This is a genomic window from Gammaproteobacteria bacterium (assembly GCA_019748175.1).
GTDB lineage: Bacteria > Pseudomonadota > Gammaproteobacteria > JAIEPX01 > JAIEPX01 > JAIEPX01.
This window is the reverse complement of the sequence record JAIEPX010000003.1, coordinates 165,334-186,222: the sequence shown is the minus strand read 5'-3', so window position 1 is coordinate 186,222 and position 20,889 is coordinate 165,334. Positions and strand designations below refer to the sequence as shown.

Here is a 20,889-nt window from a genome sequence, read left to right as displayed (position 1 = left end):
TAAGTTACTGGCAACGAACAGCTAAAATATCGCAGGGCGCATCACTGATTAATGTTGCTTGTTGATGATCATTATTCACAACAATTAAATCAACATTTTTAGAAAGCGCAGCCTCTAAAATAATATCATGGCTATTGCCGAATAGAACAGATTCGTCTGCATCACCGAGTTCATGCTCATTTGCCGCTGCCGACAATCGACTTTTTGCAGTTTCGATAATGCGAGATTCAATTTCATTAAGTGAAGGTAATAAATAGTCCATTCCCTTTGCCTCCAAATGCGGTAGTGTGTAAAGCAAACTCACTCTAGCACCTTCGCTGGTTGCAAATTCTCTGGTAACGTCCATGGTCTCTTCTGAATGGGTGATCGTATCGATCGCCATTAAAATATGCTTGTACAGGTTCATAAACTCTTCCTTGAGTTAAGGTAACCTTTCGATTACAATTAATTAATAAGCACGACAGGGAAAATGTAAGCGGGAATGATTGACTGGAAAAAGCGCCAGCCAACTAAACCAACGCCCACGATCATCTTCCCTGTTCGTGCCATAAAAATCCCCATCCTTGGGGAACTACTTGTAAGTTGCGTCACTGCATCAAACAAGTAGACGATCAAATTGTACAAAATTTCTTGGTCAAAAAGATACCAGCCAACGCCCTTAAGTCTTGTGAGACATTAGCCCTATTTACCAAATCCAAATAAATATATAATTCATCAAACGCGTATTTTTAAGCCTTTTTTCAAAGGGATCCCGTAGATTCTCATTGCTAAGTAGTAAATATTCCTGTGGAGGGAGTATCATGACTTAGCGAAGCGAAAGGGTCTTTATCAGAACCTAGGTTTAACTTAGTTCCAAGAATATAAACTGTCACTTACCTGTGGATAACTGAGGTATAAGATCGTGACTTCAATTAATCCCCAACTTATCCACATACACATAACAGATCTGTACACTTAAAAATAACATCCATCAAATTGATTAATAAGAGTTTTTAGACTTACCATCCTTATCCACAGGACTAACTATAACTATAATCTTAATTAATAATATTATTAGTCTAATAGTTCTTAGGTTAAGAAGAATGAAAAAGTTCAAGTTTTGTAACAAGGAAAAGATGGTACATCGACATTTCTACCCGTACTGTCAACAATGAGTTAATCTTGACGGAAACGCTAAGGCATGATTAGAATAAAGGCCTTTCCTGATGTCTCAGACAGTAGTACAGGCAACTACTAATCACAAGGCCTTAAATTCGAATCTAAGCCGCTGAATGACTCAGATTAGTTATTTGGGGCTATTTTCGACATGTTGGACATAACCAGGATTGATGTTCTCAACAAACCACCATATAAAAATCACTTACGCTCCCTAGGAGATCTAAATGGAATCAGAAGAAGAAATCGGTAATAAGGAATTTGCTCACCTCATTGAGGAATACAGAGGTAAATTATCAAACTTACGGATTGTAGTAGAAGATATTGAACAGATGAAGGGCTTAACTTCAGATCAGAAGGTTTTGTTAAAAGATTTATTAGACCTGACCTCAACACGAGATCTTCCACAAACAAGGCTGACTGAACTCGTACAACAGAGACCCAGAGTCATCGAGGAAACAAGTACAGTACTCGAGTTGGTTATTGAAAAAAGGAATGCGGAACGGCCCATCCAAATAAATCCATTGAATATCTGGCTGTCGAGTAATACACCGAAAGCAGAAAAACCCACGAATGAAGAAATTGATATCTTTTCACGATATCGATCTCAGCTTGGAGACCTCGTATTACAGGACCTTGAGTATTATATTCCTTTAGATGCGGCTCATCATGAGTCGACTAGTTCTAATTATGATCCTGACGATGACAAAAACCGGTTTCCTTTATTTGAAAAGGGAATAGTTCCCTTTTTAGAAGGAAAATCAAAAATACTATTATTATTAGGAGATGCTGGCAGCGGAAAAACAACCTCCGTCCATTGGTTGATGCATCATGCACAAGGCCAAATAAAAAGAATTCCAATTTATGTAGATTTAAAAGAATATGATACTTTTCAAAACTGCCTAAAAGATGGTTATGGGTTAGATGATGATTCCATTAATGATTTAAAAAAACAACCGATATTGATATTGTTTGATGGCTTTGATGAAAAAGCTATCGATAATTATAATATATTTAAACAGCACGCGCTGAGAGAGTGGCCTGAAGCAAAATGTCTTGTGGCTTGCCGAACACGATTTCTTCCGCCTTCACATTCACAATTATTTAATTATGAAGGGTTTTCACAATTCCAAACTCTTTACGTCGCGCCCTTTTCATTTGCGCAAATTGCACGCTATATAGATCGCATTGTTCTCGTAGATGGTTGGACTTCACAGAAATATCTAAGTGTATTAGATGAAAATCCTGACCTCAAAGCATTAGTGGATAATCCGCTCATTCTGAAAATGGTTATTAACGCTCTACCTCGGATTATGCTTAACAAGAGTATGGCTAATACTGCTACAAAGCATCCTAGAATAGATTATCTTCCCGATTTTACAGTCTCTGACATCTACGGCGCATTCATCGCTGACTGGTTTGTGCGTGAAAAAGAGAAAATAGGAAAAGATACATTACAATTGTGGTCTGAAGAATATTATACTGAGGAAGCCTTTAGTTTATTTTGTGAAACCTTAGCTTTTTCGATGTTTCTCGAGGGTAAGTTAGCCATACATTATCAACCTCTTGGTAGATTCAAAAGCGAAGCACTTGAAAAATGGCATAAATTTTTTAATTCTAAAGATGAAAATATCGTTCAGATCCTTCGAGGTAGTCCACTAAGCTGCATAAATCTGAATTACAAATTTTATCATAAATCTTTTATGGAATACTTTGCCGCGCTTCATATCTTCAACGAAATATTTCAAAATCCGCAATTTAAACTCAATAAATTAGCAGAAAGTGTCATCAATCAAAAATTGTTCATTAAAGAACCTGCAATCCTAAACTATTTAGCACAAATGATATCTCGTCAGCCAAAATACTGTGACTTATTGCTCAGGATCGTTTTAGAGTCTAGGCCAAATGCACAAGGTCTATCAGTATCAATCGCTGCGGATAACGCAATATCCATACTTAACTATGCATCTTTTAATTTTAATAGTTTAGACTTATCAGATATTCAAGCACCAAATGCTGATCTACGAGGCGCTTATCTTGATTCAGCCAATTTGCAACGCGCTAATTTGAGATATGCACTTTTTTCACGAGCTTGGTTATTAGGCGCTGATTTAAGACAGGCGGATCTACTGTATGCCACCTTTGGTGAAATGCCGTATCTCAAGCATCACTCCGAAATTATAGGCGTTAAATTAAGGCCTGATTTGAACTTACTGGTATCAGCTACTAAAAATATCATTTATCTATGGGATACAGAAAATAGTCTATTACAGAGACAGATTTTTAAGCATGGGCTAGGAGAAGATCGATTTTCGAACTTTTCATGCTTCGATATGAGCCAAGATGCAAATTTGATTGTTACTGGTGATAATAAAGGCCAGGTTCAGGTTTGGTCACGCGAGACAGGCTTAGTCAAAACAATTTGTGAGCATGCAAATTTCGTTAGATCTATATCAATGAGTGCGAATGCTGAATGGATTGCTTCATGCGATGGTGAGATTATTCTCCATTCTCCAAAAACAGAAACGAAGAAGGTCCCGATTAAAGACTATTATGGTTCAGATGTCTACACTGCAATAATCAGCTCTGATGGCAAAATAATTGTGGCTTTTGAAACAGAAGAGGGGTTATATAGTATGTATAATTCATCTAAATTCTTTACGCCATTATACGATAATAGAAATGATGAAGGTACGCATCGTACTAGCTATCATGATAATTATAAGAATAATAACAGCTTAGCAATCAGTAGTGATGAAAATTTGAACCTGGTTGTTTTCGGTCAATCAAGTGATGTAGTTATAGTTAACTCACCCACTAAGGATTTTAGCCTGCATCATGAAAGTTGGGTCAATTGTGTTGCTATAAGTCAAGATACCGGGTTGATTGTTTCTGGCTGCAATGATGCCACAATTTGGATTTGGTCAAGGGAAACTGAAAGGGTGTTGCAGAAGCTTTATGGCCATAAAGATGATATTACATGTCTGTCTCTATATGATCAGAAGAATTTTATTGCTTCAGGTAGCAAAGATAAGACGGTTAGGCTATGGTTACTTGACATTGATAGGCCTAACACGCGAAAAAGTAAACTCAGTAGCGCAATTGCAATCAGTCAAAATACAAAATGGATTATTACAGGTTTCAATAATGGAACTGCGGATCTTTATTCATACAAGAAGAGTAAAATAGTCCATACGTTAGAAGGGCATATAGCAGCCATTAAATGCGTATCAATAAATTATGACGGCTCTTGGATTGTAACGTTATGTAGAGATGGCAATGTCCTCATTTGGTTACGAGACAGAGGCAAATTTTCCCACAAAACACTTGTAACTGATCCAAGCATTAGACAAGCAGCTATAAGTTCTGATGGTTTATGGATAGTAACGAACTATGAAGAAAAGGCAAAGCTTTGGAGTAGAGAATCTGGTTCTGTATTATACGAAGCGGAAACCTCTGGCTATGGTGATATTGCTTCTGTCAGCCCAAAAGGTAAATGGTTTGTTTATACATTATTAGAAGATGAGCTTAGAATCTTGTGTTGTAAAACTCAAGAAGTGATGAAGATCGAAGTGGGTGGGTATACTCATACTACTGCTCTCTTCAGTGATGATGAAAAATGGATTATTAGGCTTGCGGAAGAAGAAATTATACTTGTATCCATCGAAACTAAATCAATCATAGAGTCTTATCAAAAAGAACCGAATTCATATTTTTTAAGCGCAGCGATGAGCAAGGATGAGCGTTGGATGGTTACATCACAAGGCAAGAAAAATGATGGAATATTTAAAATTAATATATATGATCGATTAAATAAAGACCCAAATGTTAATTCAGGCTGCTCAAAGAAATATGAACGTTATAGTTTTTCTTTATACTATAAACCAAAATGCTTAAGATTTAATGAAGATTCAAGCGAATTAATGATAGGTTTCGAATTTGGATTTCAAAGATGGGGCTTTTCTTCAATTAATAAATCATGGAGGCTATTGGATTGTAATTTTGATAATCCATCATTGTTATTATTAGGTTGCAACGCGGAAGGCGCTTTGTTGTCACATCAAAACTACACATTATTTGAGCAACGGGGCGCGTTAGTTGATCATAAATATATAGAAACTAGTTCAACACAACTACCATCCAACTCTTATAATATGACCGAAGATGATGATGGTGAACTGAAAAATGATGCGATGAAAGCTATATTAACATTACTCGGAGAGGACAATCCATATTACGAAAATTGTATATTCGGTATATATGGTTATGTTGAGGAAGAGTCCGCAGCGTTCCAAGAACTAATGGCAACCCACCGCAGTTTTATTAACTATTTAAAAGATACAGTTCAACCTATTTTAATTAATAGAGGCAAATGGAAATTAAAGCGAGAAGAGGCTTTGAAGAAAAGTATTGTTATTATTAGAGATTTTTCCGGGTTCGATGCGGACAAAAGAAAAGCTTCTATTGAACTATGGGAAGAGTCCCTAGCGAAAGATAAATACAATTACTTATTATATAAAATTGATGATGGGTGGTTTGTTTATGGAGTTGATATTTTAGGAAGAATTGTTGAGCGGTCAATTAATGATTTTGTTGATCATGAGAAACACTACAAGGAAAAACTTAAGAGTATCATTGCTGGATGTGTCGTCGATAACATCACCGATACACAAAACGAAGCGTTTAGAGAAATTCTTGCAGAATTTTTTGGCTATAGCCGCGTTACAATGATATTCAGTTATGTCTGTGATAGCACTAATGGCGTCCAACGTATGGCCCTGATACAACGAATGGCCTCGGACTTGGAGATGGTAGGGATTCGCGTTGTGTTAGATAATTGGTATTCTAGATCACACAGGCCTATTCACGCAAATATAGAAAGAATCGAACAAGTAGACGCTGTCGCAGTTTTTCTATCACCCGTTTATTATACATCATATCTACATGTTCTCCGCTATGGCCGGCCTTTAGTCAACGGAGATCGTGAGCTAGAGTTGGAGACTAGTCTAATTCAGTATTATGAAAATCTGAACGGAATAAAAAGTGAACACATTAGAACGATTTTACTCGACGTAGAGGCATTAGAGCGTATACCTCCTTTATTGTTAGGTGGTAATAAAATTTATTTAAAGATGGGAGCAGATAATTATTTTGAGATAACACTCCGCCTTATACGTGATATATTTGCCATTGATCCCAGTGATACGGATTATGATGTACTCAATGACAAATTTAGATCATCACTTCCAAAACAAGCTTCACAAGTAGCTGGATGTAAGCCATCTTTATCAGGTCCTAAGAAAGACGAGGATTATGATGATCAGTCTCCTCGCAGATTTAAAGATACAAACTTCTTTCCAGCAATCAATAATAATAATTTATCCGTCACCTCACCTTCTCACCCTACTTCGTCATCAAACAATGAGGGGAGCTCTTCAAAAAAAGAGGGAAATAAAGAATGCGATTTCAAATATGGGGCATTTTTTAAAGCACGACAATCACGAGAAATGAATCAAATTTCATCTCGAAATGAATATTCATTTCATACGTTAATTACTCCAACCAGAAGAAGTTCTGCTATTAGAACCGATTTTTAATGAATGAAAGGGATTTTTAGGCTTTTATTGGACCATTTCTAATATCATGGCCGCTTAATTATGAACAATCGTAGTAAGATAGCAAGCAAACATGTGTAGATGAGTCTATAGAGATGAACGTAGGTTACCCTTCTTGCACATATTGGGGTGGAGAAGCTTGTGATCTTGGAGATATTGATGAGAACGCTCAATGAATTAGAAGGAATACTTTATAATCCAAAACAGGGACTCGACATTACGGCTTCTGAACTTCATCTCCTGATTCAAAATAATGAATGGTTAATCCTGTGGAATGCTTTAGTTTTTGCAGAGTTTCGTGATGGTGATTTCGGCGTATTAATCCAACTGCAGAAATCTATTCGTTTCCCAGAACTTGATCCAGCGATAACTTTACATACGCCTCAAGTTCCGAATATTTCAGATAATCAACCCGTGAAAGATGTTTGGAAAAATATCATCATTCCGTATCTCTCCCTGAGAGATCAGATTAATTTGAGCCAAGTAAATCAATTTTTCTTTAAGCTCTCTTCAGATTTAAATGAATTAAAACAGGAATTTCCATCATATTTTAAGGATAGGTTGCGAAATGGAGAAGTTATTAATCCGCAAACTCGACTTGCCGTACTCAGAGCGCTAGCTTATCCTGAACCCTTAATGCATCTTAGATATATTTTCTGCGGAATTGTGAAAAATTTGTCAGCATCTGGATTTCTACAGATAGCATCAGCCAAATCGCTGCGACAATGGATTGTGGAGGAACGTCACGGTGACGACACTTTACTTATAGAACAATTCAGCCCGCTTACTATGAGTGTTAAACTAGATAGATTGACGACGATGCTGTTTTTTCTAAGTTGTACAGAAAATAACACCCCTCAAAATATAGACCACATCCTCACAATTTGTTGTCAATACGGTGCCACAACCATACTACAATTTTTTTTATGGGCGTTTCCGAATAACGATTTTTTTGAATTTGATTCATATTTTCCTGTGGCATGTGAGTTTTACCAGCTTCCCATTGTAAAGCTCTTAGCATCAAGAGCGCATTCTGTTACTTTGAAGATATGTCTTGCGCGACTAGAAAAGGATGCTAAGGCTACAAGTATTGTTGATTATCTCATGTCGTTTGGAACTACTCTCCCAGAAAATAAGACATATTATACACCTAAGTTAGCATATTATTCAGATTTGATGAAGGAAATCATACGCAACGATTTAGGCAAGAACCTATCATTGTTTTTAAAAATATGGCCAGTCGAAAGATTCTCTACACTATTTTATCACATCTGTAACAGATGGTATAAGCAAGAAAATATACCGATTGATGTGATCGCATTTTTACTCTCTCGTAGCAAGGGCATACAAACACATCACGATGCAGATAAATCATTTTCAAGATTCATAGTAGAAATTTCAAACAGTAATAAGCTCAAATCGTTTTTAACAGTGTATCTCCCAAAATGGAATGTCAAGTTCTTGCCTGCATCTCGATCGAAAATGATCACTGCGGTTTGTCGAGCAGGACATATTGAAAACTTTAAAGTACTCTTAGATGACGGCGTTGATATTAACACTCGTTTTTCTTCAAAAAAACATGTGCTAAGCTCTCCCTTGAGTCGAGTTGCATTTTGTTACTCAAGGTTACAAAATATTTTTAATTATCTTATTCAAAATGGTGCGATATTCACCCAAATCGCAGCTTGTCATGCAATTGAAGGAGGGCAATTGGCAGGATTACAAGCGTTAATGCGATTACCCGATGCAAATATCTCAGATGACTCACTTGAATATCACCCTTTGTTTGTAGCGGCTCAGTTTGGGCGACTTGATTGTTTTGATTATTTAATGTCACAAGGAATTACGTTTGAATTCCTCACAATAGAACAATTATGGGATTTTGTGATTCAAGGAGCTATGGCAGGTTTACTGACATTAACTAATACTCACGGAAATGGCGCCTGGTGGGGCCACCTTTACAAAATGCGACAAAGACTATTAACAAAAATGATACGGGCAGAGATCGGAAATAAATACGGGTTCCCTGAAGCTAATCCATTTGAATTTCCTAGATTTATTAAAGAAAAATCAGATGTTTATTTAAAAATTATCAGTATGATCTTACCTTATGTAGAAGATAAAATTTTAGATAATGAATTCATATTATCCATTGCAGTAGGTACAGGAAATCTCACCCTCGTACTTCTTATTTTGGCTTATTCTCCGGCGATAAATGCATTAGATGAAAAAGGTAATAGTTGTTTATTAGTAGCAATAAATGGAAGATATCGAGATATAGTCGCTGCTTTACTCGAATATGGAGCGAACTTTGAGATAGGAAACCATGCTCAATTTCCAATAAATGCAGCTTCTGATAACCCCGAAATTTTGGCACTTCTCCTCAACTCGACGCAGTATGCCACATTAAATTTTCCTTATTTACCTAATAAAAGTCGTTGCCAATCTTGTCTTCCTTATCTTACTGAAAAATCAAATAATTTGATTAATCCTCAACTTGCTGAATGCCTTTATGAGCGTCACCGACTTCACCCAGATATATGTCTTCTCGTAAAAATTATCCTGAAAATCGAAGAAATTACTTTAGGAAATGCATGGGAAGAGCATGGGTTTGGTCGCATAATCATTAATAATACATTTTACACTGTTCCAGGTATCATCGCTGACATTTATCATCATGCTCAAAATCTTTATAAGCTCCCTTACTCGGAGGCAATGACCACCCTGCCCGCTGTTTATCAATCAATTCAGGATTTAGCAACAAGGATAAAAGGCTTTCGATTGCGTTTCTATTCCACCACAACTGTTCAAGTTTGTAACCAGATAGAAAATTGGATATACGAGAAAATTGATGATTTTTCAAAGAAATATGGTTGTAAATGATTATTGAAAAATAGACATAAAATATGTCTATAGAGGTATGATTAAATTTCATATTAATTTTATTAACGTGTTTAAGGAAACAAAATGCGATATAAGCACTTGCAAAGATATGTTCCGCTTGTTTTAGGACCTACTTTTTTTGCTGGTTATTTATATGGGAAGAAGAGAAATGAAAGTGACATGCTTAGCAAAAATTTTAATTCCACAACTATTATTAAACAACAAATCGTTTCTCCGAATAAAAAAAATGAGTTCATGAAAACAGATCATATAGTTCTGATTGATTGGGATAATTGTCTTTGTAATACATTCCCGACTATTCAAAAAAGATTGTCACTTGTTGCAAGTAAAATCGAACAAAGACATCCTGAATGCAATATTGATAGATGTTTACTGCGTAAACCCTGGACACAAGAGTTTTCTGAGCACTTAAAGAGTATTTTTGGTGATGACTATTGCCATGAAGCTCAGGTACTGTATTTTGAATATATGGACCACAAAGATGTACCCCCCAAAAAACCATTTCCTGGCGCTGAAGATTTACTGCGAGCACTATTAAAGGAGCGCATCCCATTTGTGATTGTGTCGAATAGTTCAACTAAGCTTGTAAAGCATGGTATAGAATTATTTGGTTGGAATGACATTTTTGAGGACTGCCCAATTATTGCATCAGATTCAGTGTCACCGCGTACAAAGCCAGATCCCTATCATTTTATGACAGCTATTAAATCCCTGTATCCAGAAATTCAGAACTCAGGCATCACAGAAGTTGTTATCATTGGAGATGGTGCTGATTCAGACATGCTAGGTGCCCTTAATTTGGCAAATGTATTATCCGAGCATAATATCGCAGTTTCGGCGATTTGGATGACGCATAGTGATTCAATTAAATGTCGGTTGAGATCGTTTAGTAGTTTCATTGATTTACAGAAGGAGCTAATCCCATCTAGAGAATATCAAGATTTGGACTCTAGAACGTCGCTACGGCGCCATAAGTAAGTTCGATTTGTAAACAAAGAATCTATTTACATCATGAAGTTATTCAAGTTATACTGCCCATCCAATTTTGAAAACAGTTATGAGATAGGTCATGAAACGTACATTTCAACCCAGTGTTCTAAAACGCAAGCGTACACACGGCTTTCGAGCTCGTATGGCAACCAAAAACGGTCGAATCGTGTTAGCACGTCGACGCGCTAAGGGTCGTAAGCGTCTATCCGTGTGAGCTCACAGCGCTTTACGCGTCATATGCGGCTTCGTAGTGAAGCTGAGTTTATGGCGGTTTTTCAACGACCACGTCGCTTTTCAGATCAAAACTTAGTCGCATTATGCCGACATAACGACATTCATCATGCCCGCTTAGGCGTTAGTGTTCCAAAACGTGCTTTTAAATTAGCCTCCGATCGTAATGCTGTGAAGCGCGTCATTCGTGATTCTTTCCGCCGACGGCAAGTACAATTAGATAGTCTTGATATTGTAATTGTGGTAAAAATACCCAGCTCAACGTTCAGCAAGAGAGAGCTTAGAGAATGTATAGAACGTTTATGGCAAAAAGTCGAAACGCAGTTGGCTGGTGCCTAATAAGCATACTTCGAGTATATCAACTAGCAATTAGTCCGTTCTTAGGGCATCATTGTCGCTTTGAGCCGACGTGCTCTAGTTATAGTCAGCATGCACTTCGTTCGCACGGGGTGATGAAAGGCTTAAGGCTGACAGTGCGTCGATTGCTAAGATGTCACCCATTCCATCCCGGTGGATATGATCCAGTACCTAACCAGAAAGACGAGTTATGATAGATAGACGAACATTACTGTATATTTTGTTGGCCGTAATAGGCTTTTTAATGTGGAATCAATGGCAAATGGAGCATGTACCTGCTCCTGCACCAGTAGAAGTTGCCGCACCAGGTACCCCTGGCGCAACGAATGCTGCGAATACCAATTTGCCTCCGGCTTCAGCATTAGCCGCTTCCCAGAAAAGTATCGAATCCGCAGGAAGTAGTTCAGCTAAGGCCGGGCAAGCGACGGGCGACGCTCAAGGTGATTTGATTGCTGTAAATACCGATACCTTAAGACTCATCATAGACACTAAAGGCGGGAACATTATCAAATCTGGTTTGCCTGGGTATCCTGAAGCTGTAGCCAAGCCCGATGTACCGGTACAACTATTTAGTGATTCACCAGATACCCTCTACATTGCTCAAAGTGGTCTGATGGGGGCAAATGGGCCCGATACAGCTAATGGGCAAGCGCTTTATCACGTAGACAAAAAAGTGTTCGACCTTCCTGTTGGACAAAATACCTTAAACGTCGATCTCAAATGGAACGATGGGGCTGGCTTATCTGTGACTAAGCGATTTATTTTGACTCGCGGTCAGTATGATCTTACGGTTGAATACTTAATCAATAATCAAGACGGCAAAGATTGGCACGGTAGTCTGTATGCTCAAATTCAGCGCGCAAAAACTGAAGAAGGCGGGATGTTTGGTCTACGGACATACACGGGTGCTGCGATTTCTAGCGATCAAGTTCCGTACGAAAAAATATCGTATAAATCAATGACAAAAAATAATCTCAGTCGCAATATCACAGGTGGCTGGGTAGCGATGCAGGAACAATATTTTCTTAGCGCGTGGATTCCTTACAGCAAAGCGCAAAATCATTATTTTAGTCGAGTTCATGACAAAAATATTTACACTATAGGATTTGTAGGGCCTGAATTAGATGTGCCCGCAGGAACTCAATTTTCAACCAATGCGAAATTATATGTAGGACCAGAATTACACGAAGATCTCGAAAAATTAGCGCCTAATTTATCAAAGACAATTGACTTTGGTTGGTTATTTTTTATTTCTGAGCCTATTTACTGGTTGCTAGCACAAATAAATAAGTTTGTCGGAAACTGGGGTTGGTCAATTGTTTTAATTACGCTCATTATCAAATTACTTTTCTATAAATTATCAGCAACGAGTTATCGATCGATGGCAAAGATGCGAGATTTACAGCCACGAATGAATACGCTTAAAGAACGCTTTGGAGAAGATCGACAAAAAATGAGCCAAGCGATGATGGAACTTTATCGAAAAGAAAAAGTGAATCCTCTAGGTGGTTGTTTGCCGATGTTAATTCAAATGCCCTTTTTCATCGCACTCTATTATGTGTTGATAGAAAGCGTTCATTTACGTCATGCTCCTTGGATTTTGTGGGTAAAAGATTTATCAGCGCCAGACCCTTTATATATTTTACCGGGGCTAATGATGCTTTCGATGTTATTACAAACTCGATTGAGTCCTACTCCACCTGATCGTACACAAGCGATGATGATGTACATTATGCCGATTGCATTTTCAGTATTTTTTGCAACGTTTCCAGCAGGATTGGTGTTGTACTGGTTTGTGAATATCCTTTTCTCTATTGCACAGCAAGCGTATTGTATGAATAAATTTTCAGGCTCTAAATTGAAAAAGTTAGGTAAAAAGTAGTGTGTTCTGGTGAATATAAATAATGAAACAATTGCCGCAATTGCTACAGCAAGTGGACCGGCAGGAATAGGTGTTATTAGGGTGTCAGGGTCACTGGCACCTTTAATCGCACAAACTATTACAGGACAGTCTCTAACTCCCCGCTACGCACAATACAGTCGTTTTCACGATGAAAAAAACAATATTATCGATGAAGGGCTTGTTATTTATTTTCAAGCACCCAATTCTTTTACCGGTGAAGATGTTGTGGAATTTCAAGGGCATGGTGGCCAAATTATTTTAGAATCTTTACTCCAACGAATCATTCGTTGCGGTGCACGATTGGCAAGACCCGGGGAATTTTCAGAGCGCGCTTTTTTAAATAATAAATTAGATTTAACGCAAGCTGAAGCAATTTCGGATCTTATTTCTGCAACATCTGAACAAGCGGCACGTTCAGCAATGCGCTCTTTACAGGGTGAGTTTTCCCAGGTGGTTCATGCTATCGTAGAAAAATTAATTGCTTTACGTATGTTTGTCGAAGCAGCAATCGATTTTCCTGAAGAAGAAATTGATTTTCTTTCCGATGGTCGAATTACACAACAATTAACAGAAATAAAAAAACAATTGGGTGATTTGAAAAATAAAGCGCAGCAGGGCGTTATTTTGAGAGACGGAATTAAATTAGCTTTGGCGGGGTCTCCGAATGTAGGAAAATCGAGTTTATTAAATCGACTCACCGGTGAGGATACTGCTATCGTGACACCGGTTCCAGGTACTACACGAGATTTACTCAGAGCTGAAATCAGCATTGAGGGCGTGCGTTTTCAATTGGTAGATACGGCCGGATTGCGAGACAGCCAAGATGTTGTTGAACAAGAAGGCATACGTCGAGCAGAAAACGAAATTAAACAAGCAGATCTTTTATTGTTGGTTTTGGATCATAGTCATTCGTCGGATTTCAATAACCTATTTTCCGCCATGATAGAGAATTTTTCAGGACGAAACAGATTAATTATTATACGTAATAAAATTGACCTTACTCAAAATGAACCCATGACGCTGGAACAAGATGGAGTTAAAACTGTTCTTATTTCTGCGAAAACAGGCTTGGGAATTGATCTATTGAAAAAAACGATTCTTGACACGATTGGTTTTCAATCAGTGGGTGAAGGAAATTTTAGTGCGAGAAGACGTCATTTATTAGCAATAGAAACCGCTGAAAAGCATTTGAAAATTGGGGAAGCCCATTTATCAAATGAGCGGGCTGGTGAGTTGCTTGCTGAAGAATGTCGGCTTGCTCAAAATTCACTGAGTGAAATCACCGGAGAATTCAGAGCAGACGATTTGCTCGGAAAAATTTTCTCGACGTTTTGTATAGGAAAATAATTTTTTTGTCTCAAGAATTAAATAGACTCCCCCGCTAAGAGGAGTCATTCAATATAAACCTAAAATAAACGTAATCAATCTAAGTCAAAGCACAAGAATATTAGGAATCCAAATTAATCATGCTTCCGTAGTTTTTTCTTTGCACAAATTTCACGCGTGATTTCAATGGCTTCTTGATAGTTTTCCGCGAAAAATACACCTTGTGCACCGTGATGAATACCCGCATTGGTTAACATTTCTCTAGGTTGATCTTGTAATCCACTGATAACAACAGCGGTGTCTTTGGCGTGGCAATCTTTGATTAAATTTTGAAGGCTTCGCGCACTTGTTCCATCAAGATAAGGCACTAAAGGCATGCGTATGATTAGTGCTTTGGGCATTTCACTGATCGGTCGTATAGCATCGATAAAGTCACCCGCTACGGCAAAAAATAGAGGCCCACTAATTTTAAAAACTTCCACCTTGGCTGGGAGAGTTAGGCGCTGATTTTCTTCATCAAGCGTATCACCATTAATGTCTGTAGAGATAGCAACTGATTTGCTCATTTCACGCATGAACAGTAATGATGCAACAATAATGCCTACAGAGATTGCAACGGTTAAATCTACTAATATTGTTAGGAAAAATGTCAGTAGAAGTAATAGTCGATCGGTATTTGATAATCGAAGAATGTGTGCAAATTGATGAACTTCACTCATACCCCATGCGACAATAAATAATATGGCGGCTAATGCTGCCATTGGGATATAACCCATATATTTAGTGGCGAATAATACAAATATTAAAATAAATGCAGCATTAAATAGCCCAGCTACAGGTGTTGTGGCTCCTGCTCTAATATTGGTTGCAGTTCGCGCTATTGCTCCAGTGGCTGGCAAGCCACCAAATAGTGTAGAGGCGATGTTAGCGATACCAGTCGCAACAATTTCTTGGTTAGGACGGTGTTTATAACCGGTCATTCCGTCAGCAACAACGGCTGATAGCAATGATTCGATTCCAGCGAGGAAGGCAATCGTGAATGCAAGAGGTACCACATCATTTATTTTATCGAGCCCAATTTCAGGAATTGAAGGCAAAGGAAGCCCAGAGGGGATATTTGGAAACCGTATGGCTATGGTATCAGTGGGGATGTTGAAGAAGGCTACTACAAGTGAAGACAAAACTACAACAACGATATATCCCGGTAATTTAGGAGTAAAATGACGCATCAATATAATGATGGCAAGCGAACCCAATCCAATCAATAACGTTTCTAAACCGATACTATGAGCATGATTAAAATAAGCACCCCATTTTTCAATGAATTCTGCAGGAACAGACTCCATTTTTATACCAAAAAAATCTTTAACCTGTGATGAAGCAATTATCACTGCAATACCGGCAGTAAAACCGGTAATCACCGAGTGTGGAAAGAAATTAATTATTCTACCGAACCTGAGATAGCCCGCAGCAAGTAGAATAAATCCGGCCATTAATGTTGCGACAAGTAGCCCATCATAGCCATATTGAGCAATACCATTAAAGACAATAACCACGAATGCGCCTGTTGGGCCGCTGATTTGTACGCGTGATCCACCTAGCAGAGAAACTAAAAAACCGGCAACAATCGCGGTAATTAAACCTTTATCTGGTGAAGCACCACTGGCGATTGCTAAAGCCATTGATAAAGGCAGGGAAACAATTGCCACAGTGAGGCCTGCTATTAAATCAGTCCTAAGTGTTTGTAGACTGTAGCCTTCTTTCAAAATGCTGAATAGTTTAGGTGTAAATTGCATAGGTGTTCTCTACTGCTTTGTTAGTGAAAAGAATAATACATGTTAATCTTTAGTTAATCTAATTGCAATATGATTGACCCCTATTGGGCAATAAGTACTGGCGTTAAACGCTCAAAGTGCCGGATTTATTGGAACTTATAGGTGGATCCAATTACATTATTATGCTAGGCTCAAAACATAGCTAATACTGGACGGAAGTAATTTGCTTAAATTTTCATTAAAGGAGAAGCTATGAAACAGAGTTTAAAGAAGATCATAAAAGGTTACCTATCCTTTCGTAAGAAATATGCACACGGAAATCGATCTGTTATGCGAGTTTTGTCTATGTATGGCCAGAAGCCAAAAATTATGGTCATAGCCTGTTGCGATTCGCGTGTTGATCCGGCCTTAATATTACAATGTGATCCAGGTGACTTATTTGTTGTGCGAAATATCGCAAATATCGTTCCGCCTTATGAAAAAGATAAAGCGCACCATGGTACTAGTGCAGCGCTGGAGTTTGGAATTACAGTTTTAGAAGTTAAACATCTTATCGTGCTCGGACATAGTCAATGTGGAGGGATGCAAGCTCTTATGGAAAAACGAACTGAAAGTAACTTCGACTTTATTACCAACTGGGTGTCAATCATCGATGCACCGGTCGAAGTACTTGAGAGTGTGGATGATTGTGCAAAATATGCTTTGAACGAATCTTATCAACATTGCCTTACGTTTCCTTGGATTGCAGAACGCGTTGCGCAAAATAAATTGAATGTTCATCAATGGTTTTTTGATATATCAACAGGGCAAATCCATACGTATTCACAGGAAGAAAATGTATACAAGCCTCTTGAAGAGGCTAACTTGATACAAAAATAGAATGAATGGGGTCAAGTCTAATATTGCTACCTTCTTATGTGTGCAGTGCAATCTCTTTTTCGGTGGCATGCTTTATTGCAAGGTCAATTTCCGTCTCATCGAAAACACGGATTCCATTGTCCGATAAAAGTTTCGCTGTAACACCCATGCCGATTAATAACGATCGTGAATGAGTTCCATCATATACTTGTTTTGATCCGCAAGAAGGGCTTTTCGCTTTTAAAATGGCAACATGAATATCATGTTTTCTGGCCAACTCTAAGGCTTTTTCTGCACCTCGAAGATATTCAGCGCTGACATCATCACCTTGTATAGTCAAAACTTTCCCTTGCCTTTTTAATACATGCTCGGCAGTTTTTCCGGGTTCTATTTCGGAAGGTGGTCTAGGCGTTGGTAAACCTCCCGCCATTTCAGGACAAATTGCTATCACTTTTCCTTCCTGAATCCATTGTTGCAAAAGCGCATTAGACTGCAAACAGTCTTTTGCATCAAAGCGTACTTTCTGCCCGATCAAACAAGCACTAATAAGGATTTTTGACATAGAACACCTCTTTATAGCTATGACATATCTTTGAAGGATAAATTAAAAGGGTCTATTTTCATATAGTAATTTTTTTTGTGGCTAAATTACACAGTTGTAACTAGGGGTATAAAATCTTTAATCTCTGTCTAAAATAGCATATTATCAAAATTGCAACAATTAGAGGTGTCACTATGTCAATTAAAGTTTATGCTGAGCGGTATAATGAGTTTCAACACCAATTAGGACAAGGAGTTGAGCAAGATTATGAGGCTATTATAACCGAGCTTTTTAGCCCTGAGTTTAAAAAAACGGCAAACGGGGATGTATTAGTTAGCAATCGATCTCAATTATTCTCTCAATGCGAAAATTGTAGAGAAATGGCGGGAAAGTGGACAATCCAAAGCACAGATATAATTCCTTCCGCTGATAATACTCAATGTACGATTCGTTATTTGTTAACATCTGAAAAAGCAGGGCAATTTGATGTCATTGCTATAATGACTATTTCTAATGGATTAATAGATCGTGTTGATGAAGTATATTATCAACCTGAGAGTGAAAACAATGGATATATTTGAGAAAGGAATTTTTCAGAATACAATTTTAATACAGAGTTAAATTATGAATCGTGTAAAAGATAAAGTGATTATTGTTACAGGTGGATCAACAGGAATTGGTCAGGCTGCTTGCCATTTATTATCAAAACAAGGTGGAACAATTGCAGTTGTTGATATTAATGATTCTGCAGGAAAAGAAACTGTAAAATACATTCAAGATCACGGTGGGAATGCTGAATATTGGAACATGGATGTTACAAATGAATTAAATATTGAAAAATGTTTTTTGTGAAATTAATCAGAAATTTGGTCGCATTAATGTTTTAGTCAACAATGCAGGATTTATTGGCAGCAACAAACCCACTCACGAATTAACAGAGTCTGAATGGGACAAAGTCATGAATATTAATGCCAAAGGAACTTTTTTCTGCACTAAACATGTGATTCCTTATCCCTAAAAATCCGGGGGTGGAAGTATTATTAATATTTCTTCCATTCACGGGCTCGTTGGCAGCCCCGACTACCCTGCTAACCATGCATCAAAAGGTGCCATTCGATTAATGAGCAAAACCGATGCGATGATTTACGCCAAAGATAAAATCAGAGTAAATTCAATTCACCCCGGCTACATAAACACACCCAACCTCGGCGAAATTCCTCAAAAAACCGACTCAACCCCTTCCGACATTCGCGCTGCTTTCGACAAACTCCAACCCCTCGGCAATATCGGCGACGCCAATGACATCGCCTACGGCATCCTCTACCTTGTTTCTGATGAATCTAAATTCGTAACTGCCAGCGAGCTCGTTATCGATGGCGGGATTTATGGTGGGCGGATGTTTGATTAGAATTGAACAGTTTCTTAAGTTAATTCAACAGGTTAACCATGACTACAGCCAAAGTAGTTAATTATCCAAATGGCGAGCAAATAATCTCATTGCCACTGACTGACCTACATCTAGATGCTAAATATGTCTTGATCCAACCCGTCCGAAACGGATTGAATGTTTGAACAAATCAAACTTCATTGTATGATGTTCCCCAATGAGAATAAAATATTAGGAAAATAAATAAATAAATAAATAAATAAAATTTTAAGCGCACAATCACCATAAGTGGCAAAATCGAAAAGATTAATATTCAATAATTTTACAGCTAAAGTCGTCTTTTTCAGAACATGCTATTTTCATATCAGAATCAAAATTGAAAATAAGTTGTAGGGTTTTAGTTTTTTCATTGTTTTGTATAGAAATGCTAAATACAGAATTTATTTCAAAATTTGATTGGATCGCAGCATTACCGCTTTTATCCGTTTTATATTTGGTCGGTTTATTTTCAATATATATTTTGGCATTCCTGAATGTATTGGTTAAATTAATATTTAACTGTTTGATTTTTCTAGGCGTAAAGCCTGAGTAGGCCATTCTCAATGGTTGCCCATGAAGGAATAATAACAGGGTATTATTGACGAGCTTTATTTCATATCCTTGATTTTTTAGATCATTGTCAAGTAATGCTATTATACTGGGGGTTTTAAATTGCAAACTAAAGTCTCTTGATTTGCAAATGGCGGTAGTATGTACAAGTAGTAGAAAACTAACAAAACAAGAGTTAATTAGAAACGTTTTCAATTTTTTTCCTCTCGATTATTAAACAATAACCTACCACTAAAAAAAACAAGGAGAGTAGCGAAGATAGAACAATCGATGCTGGATCTGGGGTGTCCAAGATATTGAAATCGCAAGATAGCTCATCGTTTATTAACGCACACTGACTTAACTTTAAAGCGATCTGATATAAGCTACTATATGTGTTTAATACAATTACAATCCCAATTATTGCGCAAGCAATACTTAATGAGAATGATATTAAAACCCCCCATCTATTTTGTACACCTTCTCTTACGGCCGATAAAGCAGCAGCAGATGCTAAGACTAGCAATAAAGAGCATAAATAACCTAGATATTGGCTAAACAGAGAAACGTATTCATGGTAAATCCATTTACTCATAGAACCTCGCTGAAGGAAATTAACTAATGCATTAATGATCTTAGGAGATAAAAGCGATATCGTCAAATGGAGCAGAGATTGAGTCAATTGTTTCATTATTTGATTTCAGTGACACAATCAAAGTGTCCTATAGAAAAATATTGCGCGTCGCGTCTTGAATTGTGAGAAGTTTTGGGCAAATCACTGCTAAACTAAATCAGTAATCTAAATTTAATTATATAATATACATGGTGTAAGATTGACAAGGGAAAGTACCTGCATTTTTGTAATCAGAATGCCAATAATTCAGGTGCTTTTCACTCAAATAAAAACAAAAATAATAGTGAGCAATGATGTTAGATATTTGTTTCGTAAGCGATGTGCAAAGTTTCGACTTTAACGCCGTCCTCTTCCATGGCTTTTTTACCTTCGTCAGATTGTAATAAGGCATTGAATTTGCCTAAATCAGCGACTTCGAAAATTAGGCCTGTAAAGTTTGGATTTACTGGGCTACGAAAGACGCGTGCAGTTGCTCCAATTGATGCCATTAAATCATGGCGGCTACCTGGTTTTCGAGTCCAAGCCTGAATCCATCGATCTCCATCTTCTACTTCATGTGTGGCAATTACTGTTGTCATAAGTCACTTTCCTTGTTGGGTTGATAAATGCACGTTGGCAATCCCAT

At 37.6% G+C, this 20,889-nt stretch carries 16 protein-coding genes and 1 pseudogene; 11 read left to right on the top strand and 6 right to left on the bottom strand.

From position 1 onward, the window contains the following. Window positions 1-4: 4 nt before the first annotated feature. Entirely contained in the window at window positions 5-406 is a 402-nt protein-coding gene (locus K2X50_01905; protein MBX9585988.1) for a universal stress protein, read from the bottom strand. Between the two features lie 976 nt (window positions 407-1,382). On the opposite strand from K2X50_01905, the gene K2X50_01900 reads away from it, so the two are divergent. The 8 genes from K2X50_01900 to mnmE all read left to right on the top strand — a co-directional run bounded on the left by K2X50_01900 (window position 1,383) and on the right by mnmE (window position 14,502). Beyond that, window positions 1,383-6,752 (top strand): pentapeptide repeat-containing protein, encoded by a 5,370-nt coding sequence (locus tag K2X50_01900; GenBank protein MBX9585987.1) that lies wholly within the window; start codon window positions 1,383-1,385, stop codon window positions 6,750-6,752. Between the two features lie 177 nt (window positions 6,753-6,929). Then, entirely contained in the window at window positions 6,930-9,653 is a 2,724-nt protein-coding gene (locus tag K2X50_01895) for an ankyrin repeat domain-containing protein (GenBank protein MBX9585986.1), read from the top strand. Window positions 9,654-9,737: 84 nt separating this feature from the next. After that, window positions 9,738-10,652 carry an HAD hydrolase-like protein gene (locus tag K2X50_01890; GenBank protein ID MBX9585985.1) on the top strand — a complete coding sequence of 305 codons (915 nt, stop codon included), beginning with the start codon at window positions 9,738-9,740 and terminating at the stop codon, window positions 10,650-10,652. Window positions 10,653-10,743: 91 nt separating this feature from the next. Then, the gene (gene rpmH, locus K2X50_01885) at window positions 10,744-10,878 is read left to right on the top strand and encodes a 50S ribosomal protein L34 (GenBank protein ID MBX9585984.1); all 135 of its coding nucleotides are present in this window, start codon (window positions 10,744-10,746) and stop codon (window positions 10,876-10,878) included. Continuing rightward, the gene (gene rnpA / locus K2X50_01880) at window positions 10,875-11,234 is read left to right on the top strand and encodes a ribonuclease P protein component (protein ID MBX9585983.1); all 360 of its coding nucleotides are present in this window, start codon (window positions 10,875-10,877) and stop codon (window positions 11,232-11,234) included. The genes rpmH and rnpA overlap by 4 nt, the downstream gene beginning before the upstream one ends. Further along, window positions 11,198-11,446, top strand: a complete 249-nt coding sequence (gene yidD, locus K2X50_01875) for a membrane protein insertion efficiency factor YidD (GenBank protein ID MBX9585982.1) — start codon at window positions 11,198-11,200, stop codon at window positions 11,444-11,446. Before rnpA ends, yidD begins: the two co-directional genes overlap by 37 nt. Next, complete coding sequence (yidC, locus tag K2X50_01870; protein ID MBX9585981.1) at window positions 11,443-13,134, top strand: membrane protein insertase YidC; 1,692 nt, start codon at window positions 11,443-11,445, stop codon at window positions 13,132-13,134. Before yidD ends, yidC begins: the two co-directional genes overlap by 4 nt. 15 nt (window positions 13,135-13,149) lie before the next feature. Next, on the top strand, window positions 13,150-14,502 hold the full coding sequence (gene mnmE, locus K2X50_01865) for a tRNA uridine-5-carboxymethylaminomethyl(34) synthesis GTPase MnmE (protein MBX9585980.1): 1,353 nt from the start codon (window positions 13,150-13,152) through the stop codon (window positions 14,500-14,502). 113 nt (window positions 14,503-14,615) lie between these two features. Here mnmE and K2X50_01860 read toward each other — a convergent pair whose 3' ends face one another. Then, window positions 14,616-16,277 (bottom strand): STAS domain-containing protein, encoded by a 1,662-nt coding sequence (locus K2X50_01860; GenBank protein MBX9585979.1) that lies wholly within the window; start codon window positions 16,275-16,277, stop codon window positions 14,616-14,618. A 231-nt stretch (window positions 16,278-16,508) separates the two neighbouring features. Here K2X50_01860 and K2X50_01855 point away from each other — a divergent pair, with 231 nt between their 5' ends. Then, a complete protein-coding gene (locus K2X50_01855; GenBank protein ID MBX9585978.1) occupies window positions 16,509-17,135 on the top strand; it encodes a carbonic anhydrase in 627 nt (208 codons plus the stop codon). A 34-nt stretch (window positions 17,136-17,169) separates the two neighbouring features. Here K2X50_01855 and K2X50_01850 read toward each other — a convergent pair whose 3' ends face one another. Continuing rightward, the gene (locus K2X50_01850) at window positions 17,170-17,676 is read right to left on the bottom strand and encodes a DUF523 domain-containing protein (protein MBX9585977.1); all 507 of its coding nucleotides are present in this window, start codon (window positions 17,674-17,676) and stop codon (window positions 17,170-17,172) included. Between the two features lie 173 nt (window positions 17,677-17,849). Here K2X50_01850 and K2X50_01845 point away from each other — a divergent pair, with 173 nt between their 5' ends. Both K2X50_01845 and K2X50_01840 read left to right on the top strand, forming a co-directional pair. Further along, window positions 17,850-18,236 carry a hypothetical protein gene (locus K2X50_01845; GenBank protein ID MBX9585976.1) on the top strand — a complete coding sequence of 129 codons (387 nt, stop codon included), beginning with the start codon at window positions 17,850-17,852 and terminating at the stop codon, window positions 18,234-18,236. A gap of 43 nt (window positions 18,237-18,279) precedes the next feature. Next, a pseudogene (locus K2X50_01840) lies at window positions 18,280-19,063 on the top strand (glucose 1-dehydrogenase). A 285-nt stretch (window positions 19,064-19,348) separates the two neighbouring features. Here K2X50_01840 and K2X50_01835 read toward each other — a convergent pair. The 3 genes from K2X50_01835 to K2X50_01825 all read right to left on the bottom strand — a co-directional run bounded on the left by K2X50_01835 (window position 19,349) and on the right by K2X50_01825 (window position 20,842). Further along, window positions 19,349-19,759 carry a hypothetical protein gene (locus K2X50_01835; protein ID MBX9585975.1) on the bottom strand — a complete coding sequence of 137 codons (411 nt, stop codon included), beginning with the start codon at window positions 19,757-19,759 and terminating at the stop codon, window positions 19,349-19,351. A 67-nt stretch (window positions 19,760-19,826) separates the two neighbouring features. Next, a complete protein-coding gene (locus K2X50_01830) occupies window positions 19,827-20,225 on the bottom strand; it encodes a hypothetical protein (GenBank protein ID MBX9585974.1) in 399 nt (132 codons plus the stop codon). A 335-nt stretch (window positions 20,226-20,560) separates the two neighbouring features. Further along, window positions 20,561-20,842 carry a hypothetical protein gene (locus K2X50_01825; GenBank protein ID MBX9585973.1) on the bottom strand — a complete coding sequence of 94 codons (282 nt, stop codon included), beginning with the start codon at window positions 20,840-20,842 and terminating at the stop codon, window positions 20,561-20,563. Window positions 20,843-20,889 lie beyond the last annotated feature (47 nt).

What these genes read in the sequence shown, in the direction of transcription:
- K2X50_01905 (MBX9585988.1), bottom strand. Translation starts at nt 406, where the DNA reads ATGAACCTGTACAAGCATATTTTAATGGCGATCGATACGATCACCCAT.
- K2X50_01900 (MBX9585987.1), top strand. Translation starts at nt 1,383, where the DNA reads ATGGAATCAGAAGAAGAAATCGGTAATAAGGAATTTGCTCACCTCATT.
- K2X50_01895 (MBX9585986.1), top strand. Translation starts at nt 6,930, where the DNA reads ATGAGAACGCTCAATGAATTAGAAGGAATACTTTATAATCCAAAACAG.
- K2X50_01890 (MBX9585985.1), top strand. Translation starts at nt 9,738, where the DNA reads ATGCGATATAAGCACTTGCAAAGATATGTTCCGCTTGTTTTAGGACCT.
- rpmH (MBX9585984.1), top strand. Translation starts at nt 10,744, where the DNA reads ATGAAACGTACATTTCAACCCAGTGTTCTAAAACGCAAGCGTACACAC.
- yidD (MBX9585982.1), top strand. Translation starts at nt 11,198, where the DNA reads ATGGCAAAAAGTCGAAACGCAGTTGGCTGGTGCCTAATAAGCATACTT.
- yidC (MBX9585981.1), top strand. Translation starts at nt 11,443, where the DNA reads ATGATAGATAGACGAACATTACTGTATATTTTGTTGGCCGTAATAGGC.
- K2X50_01860 (MBX9585979.1), bottom strand. Translation starts at nt 16,277, where the DNA reads ATGCAATTTACACCTAAACTATTCAGCATTTTGAAAGAAGGCTACAGT.
- K2X50_01855 (MBX9585978.1), top strand. Translation starts at nt 16,509, where the DNA reads ATGAAACAGAGTTTAAAGAAGATCATAAAAGGTTACCTATCCTTTCGT.
- K2X50_01850 (MBX9585977.1), bottom strand. Translation starts at nt 17,676, where the DNA reads ATGTCAAAAATCCTTATTAGTGCTTGTTTGATCGGGCAGAAAGTACGC.
- K2X50_01845 (MBX9585976.1), top strand. Translation starts at nt 17,850, where the DNA reads ATGTCAATTAAAGTTTATGCTGAGCGGTATAATGAGTTTCAACACCAA.
- K2X50_01830 (MBX9585974.1), bottom strand. Translation starts at nt 20,225, where the DNA reads ATGAGTAAATGGATTTACCATGAATACGTTTCTCTGTTTAGCCAATAT.
- K2X50_01825 (MBX9585973.1), bottom strand. Translation starts at nt 20,842, where the DNA reads ATGACAACAGTAATTGCCACACATGAAGTAGAAGATGGAGATCGATGG.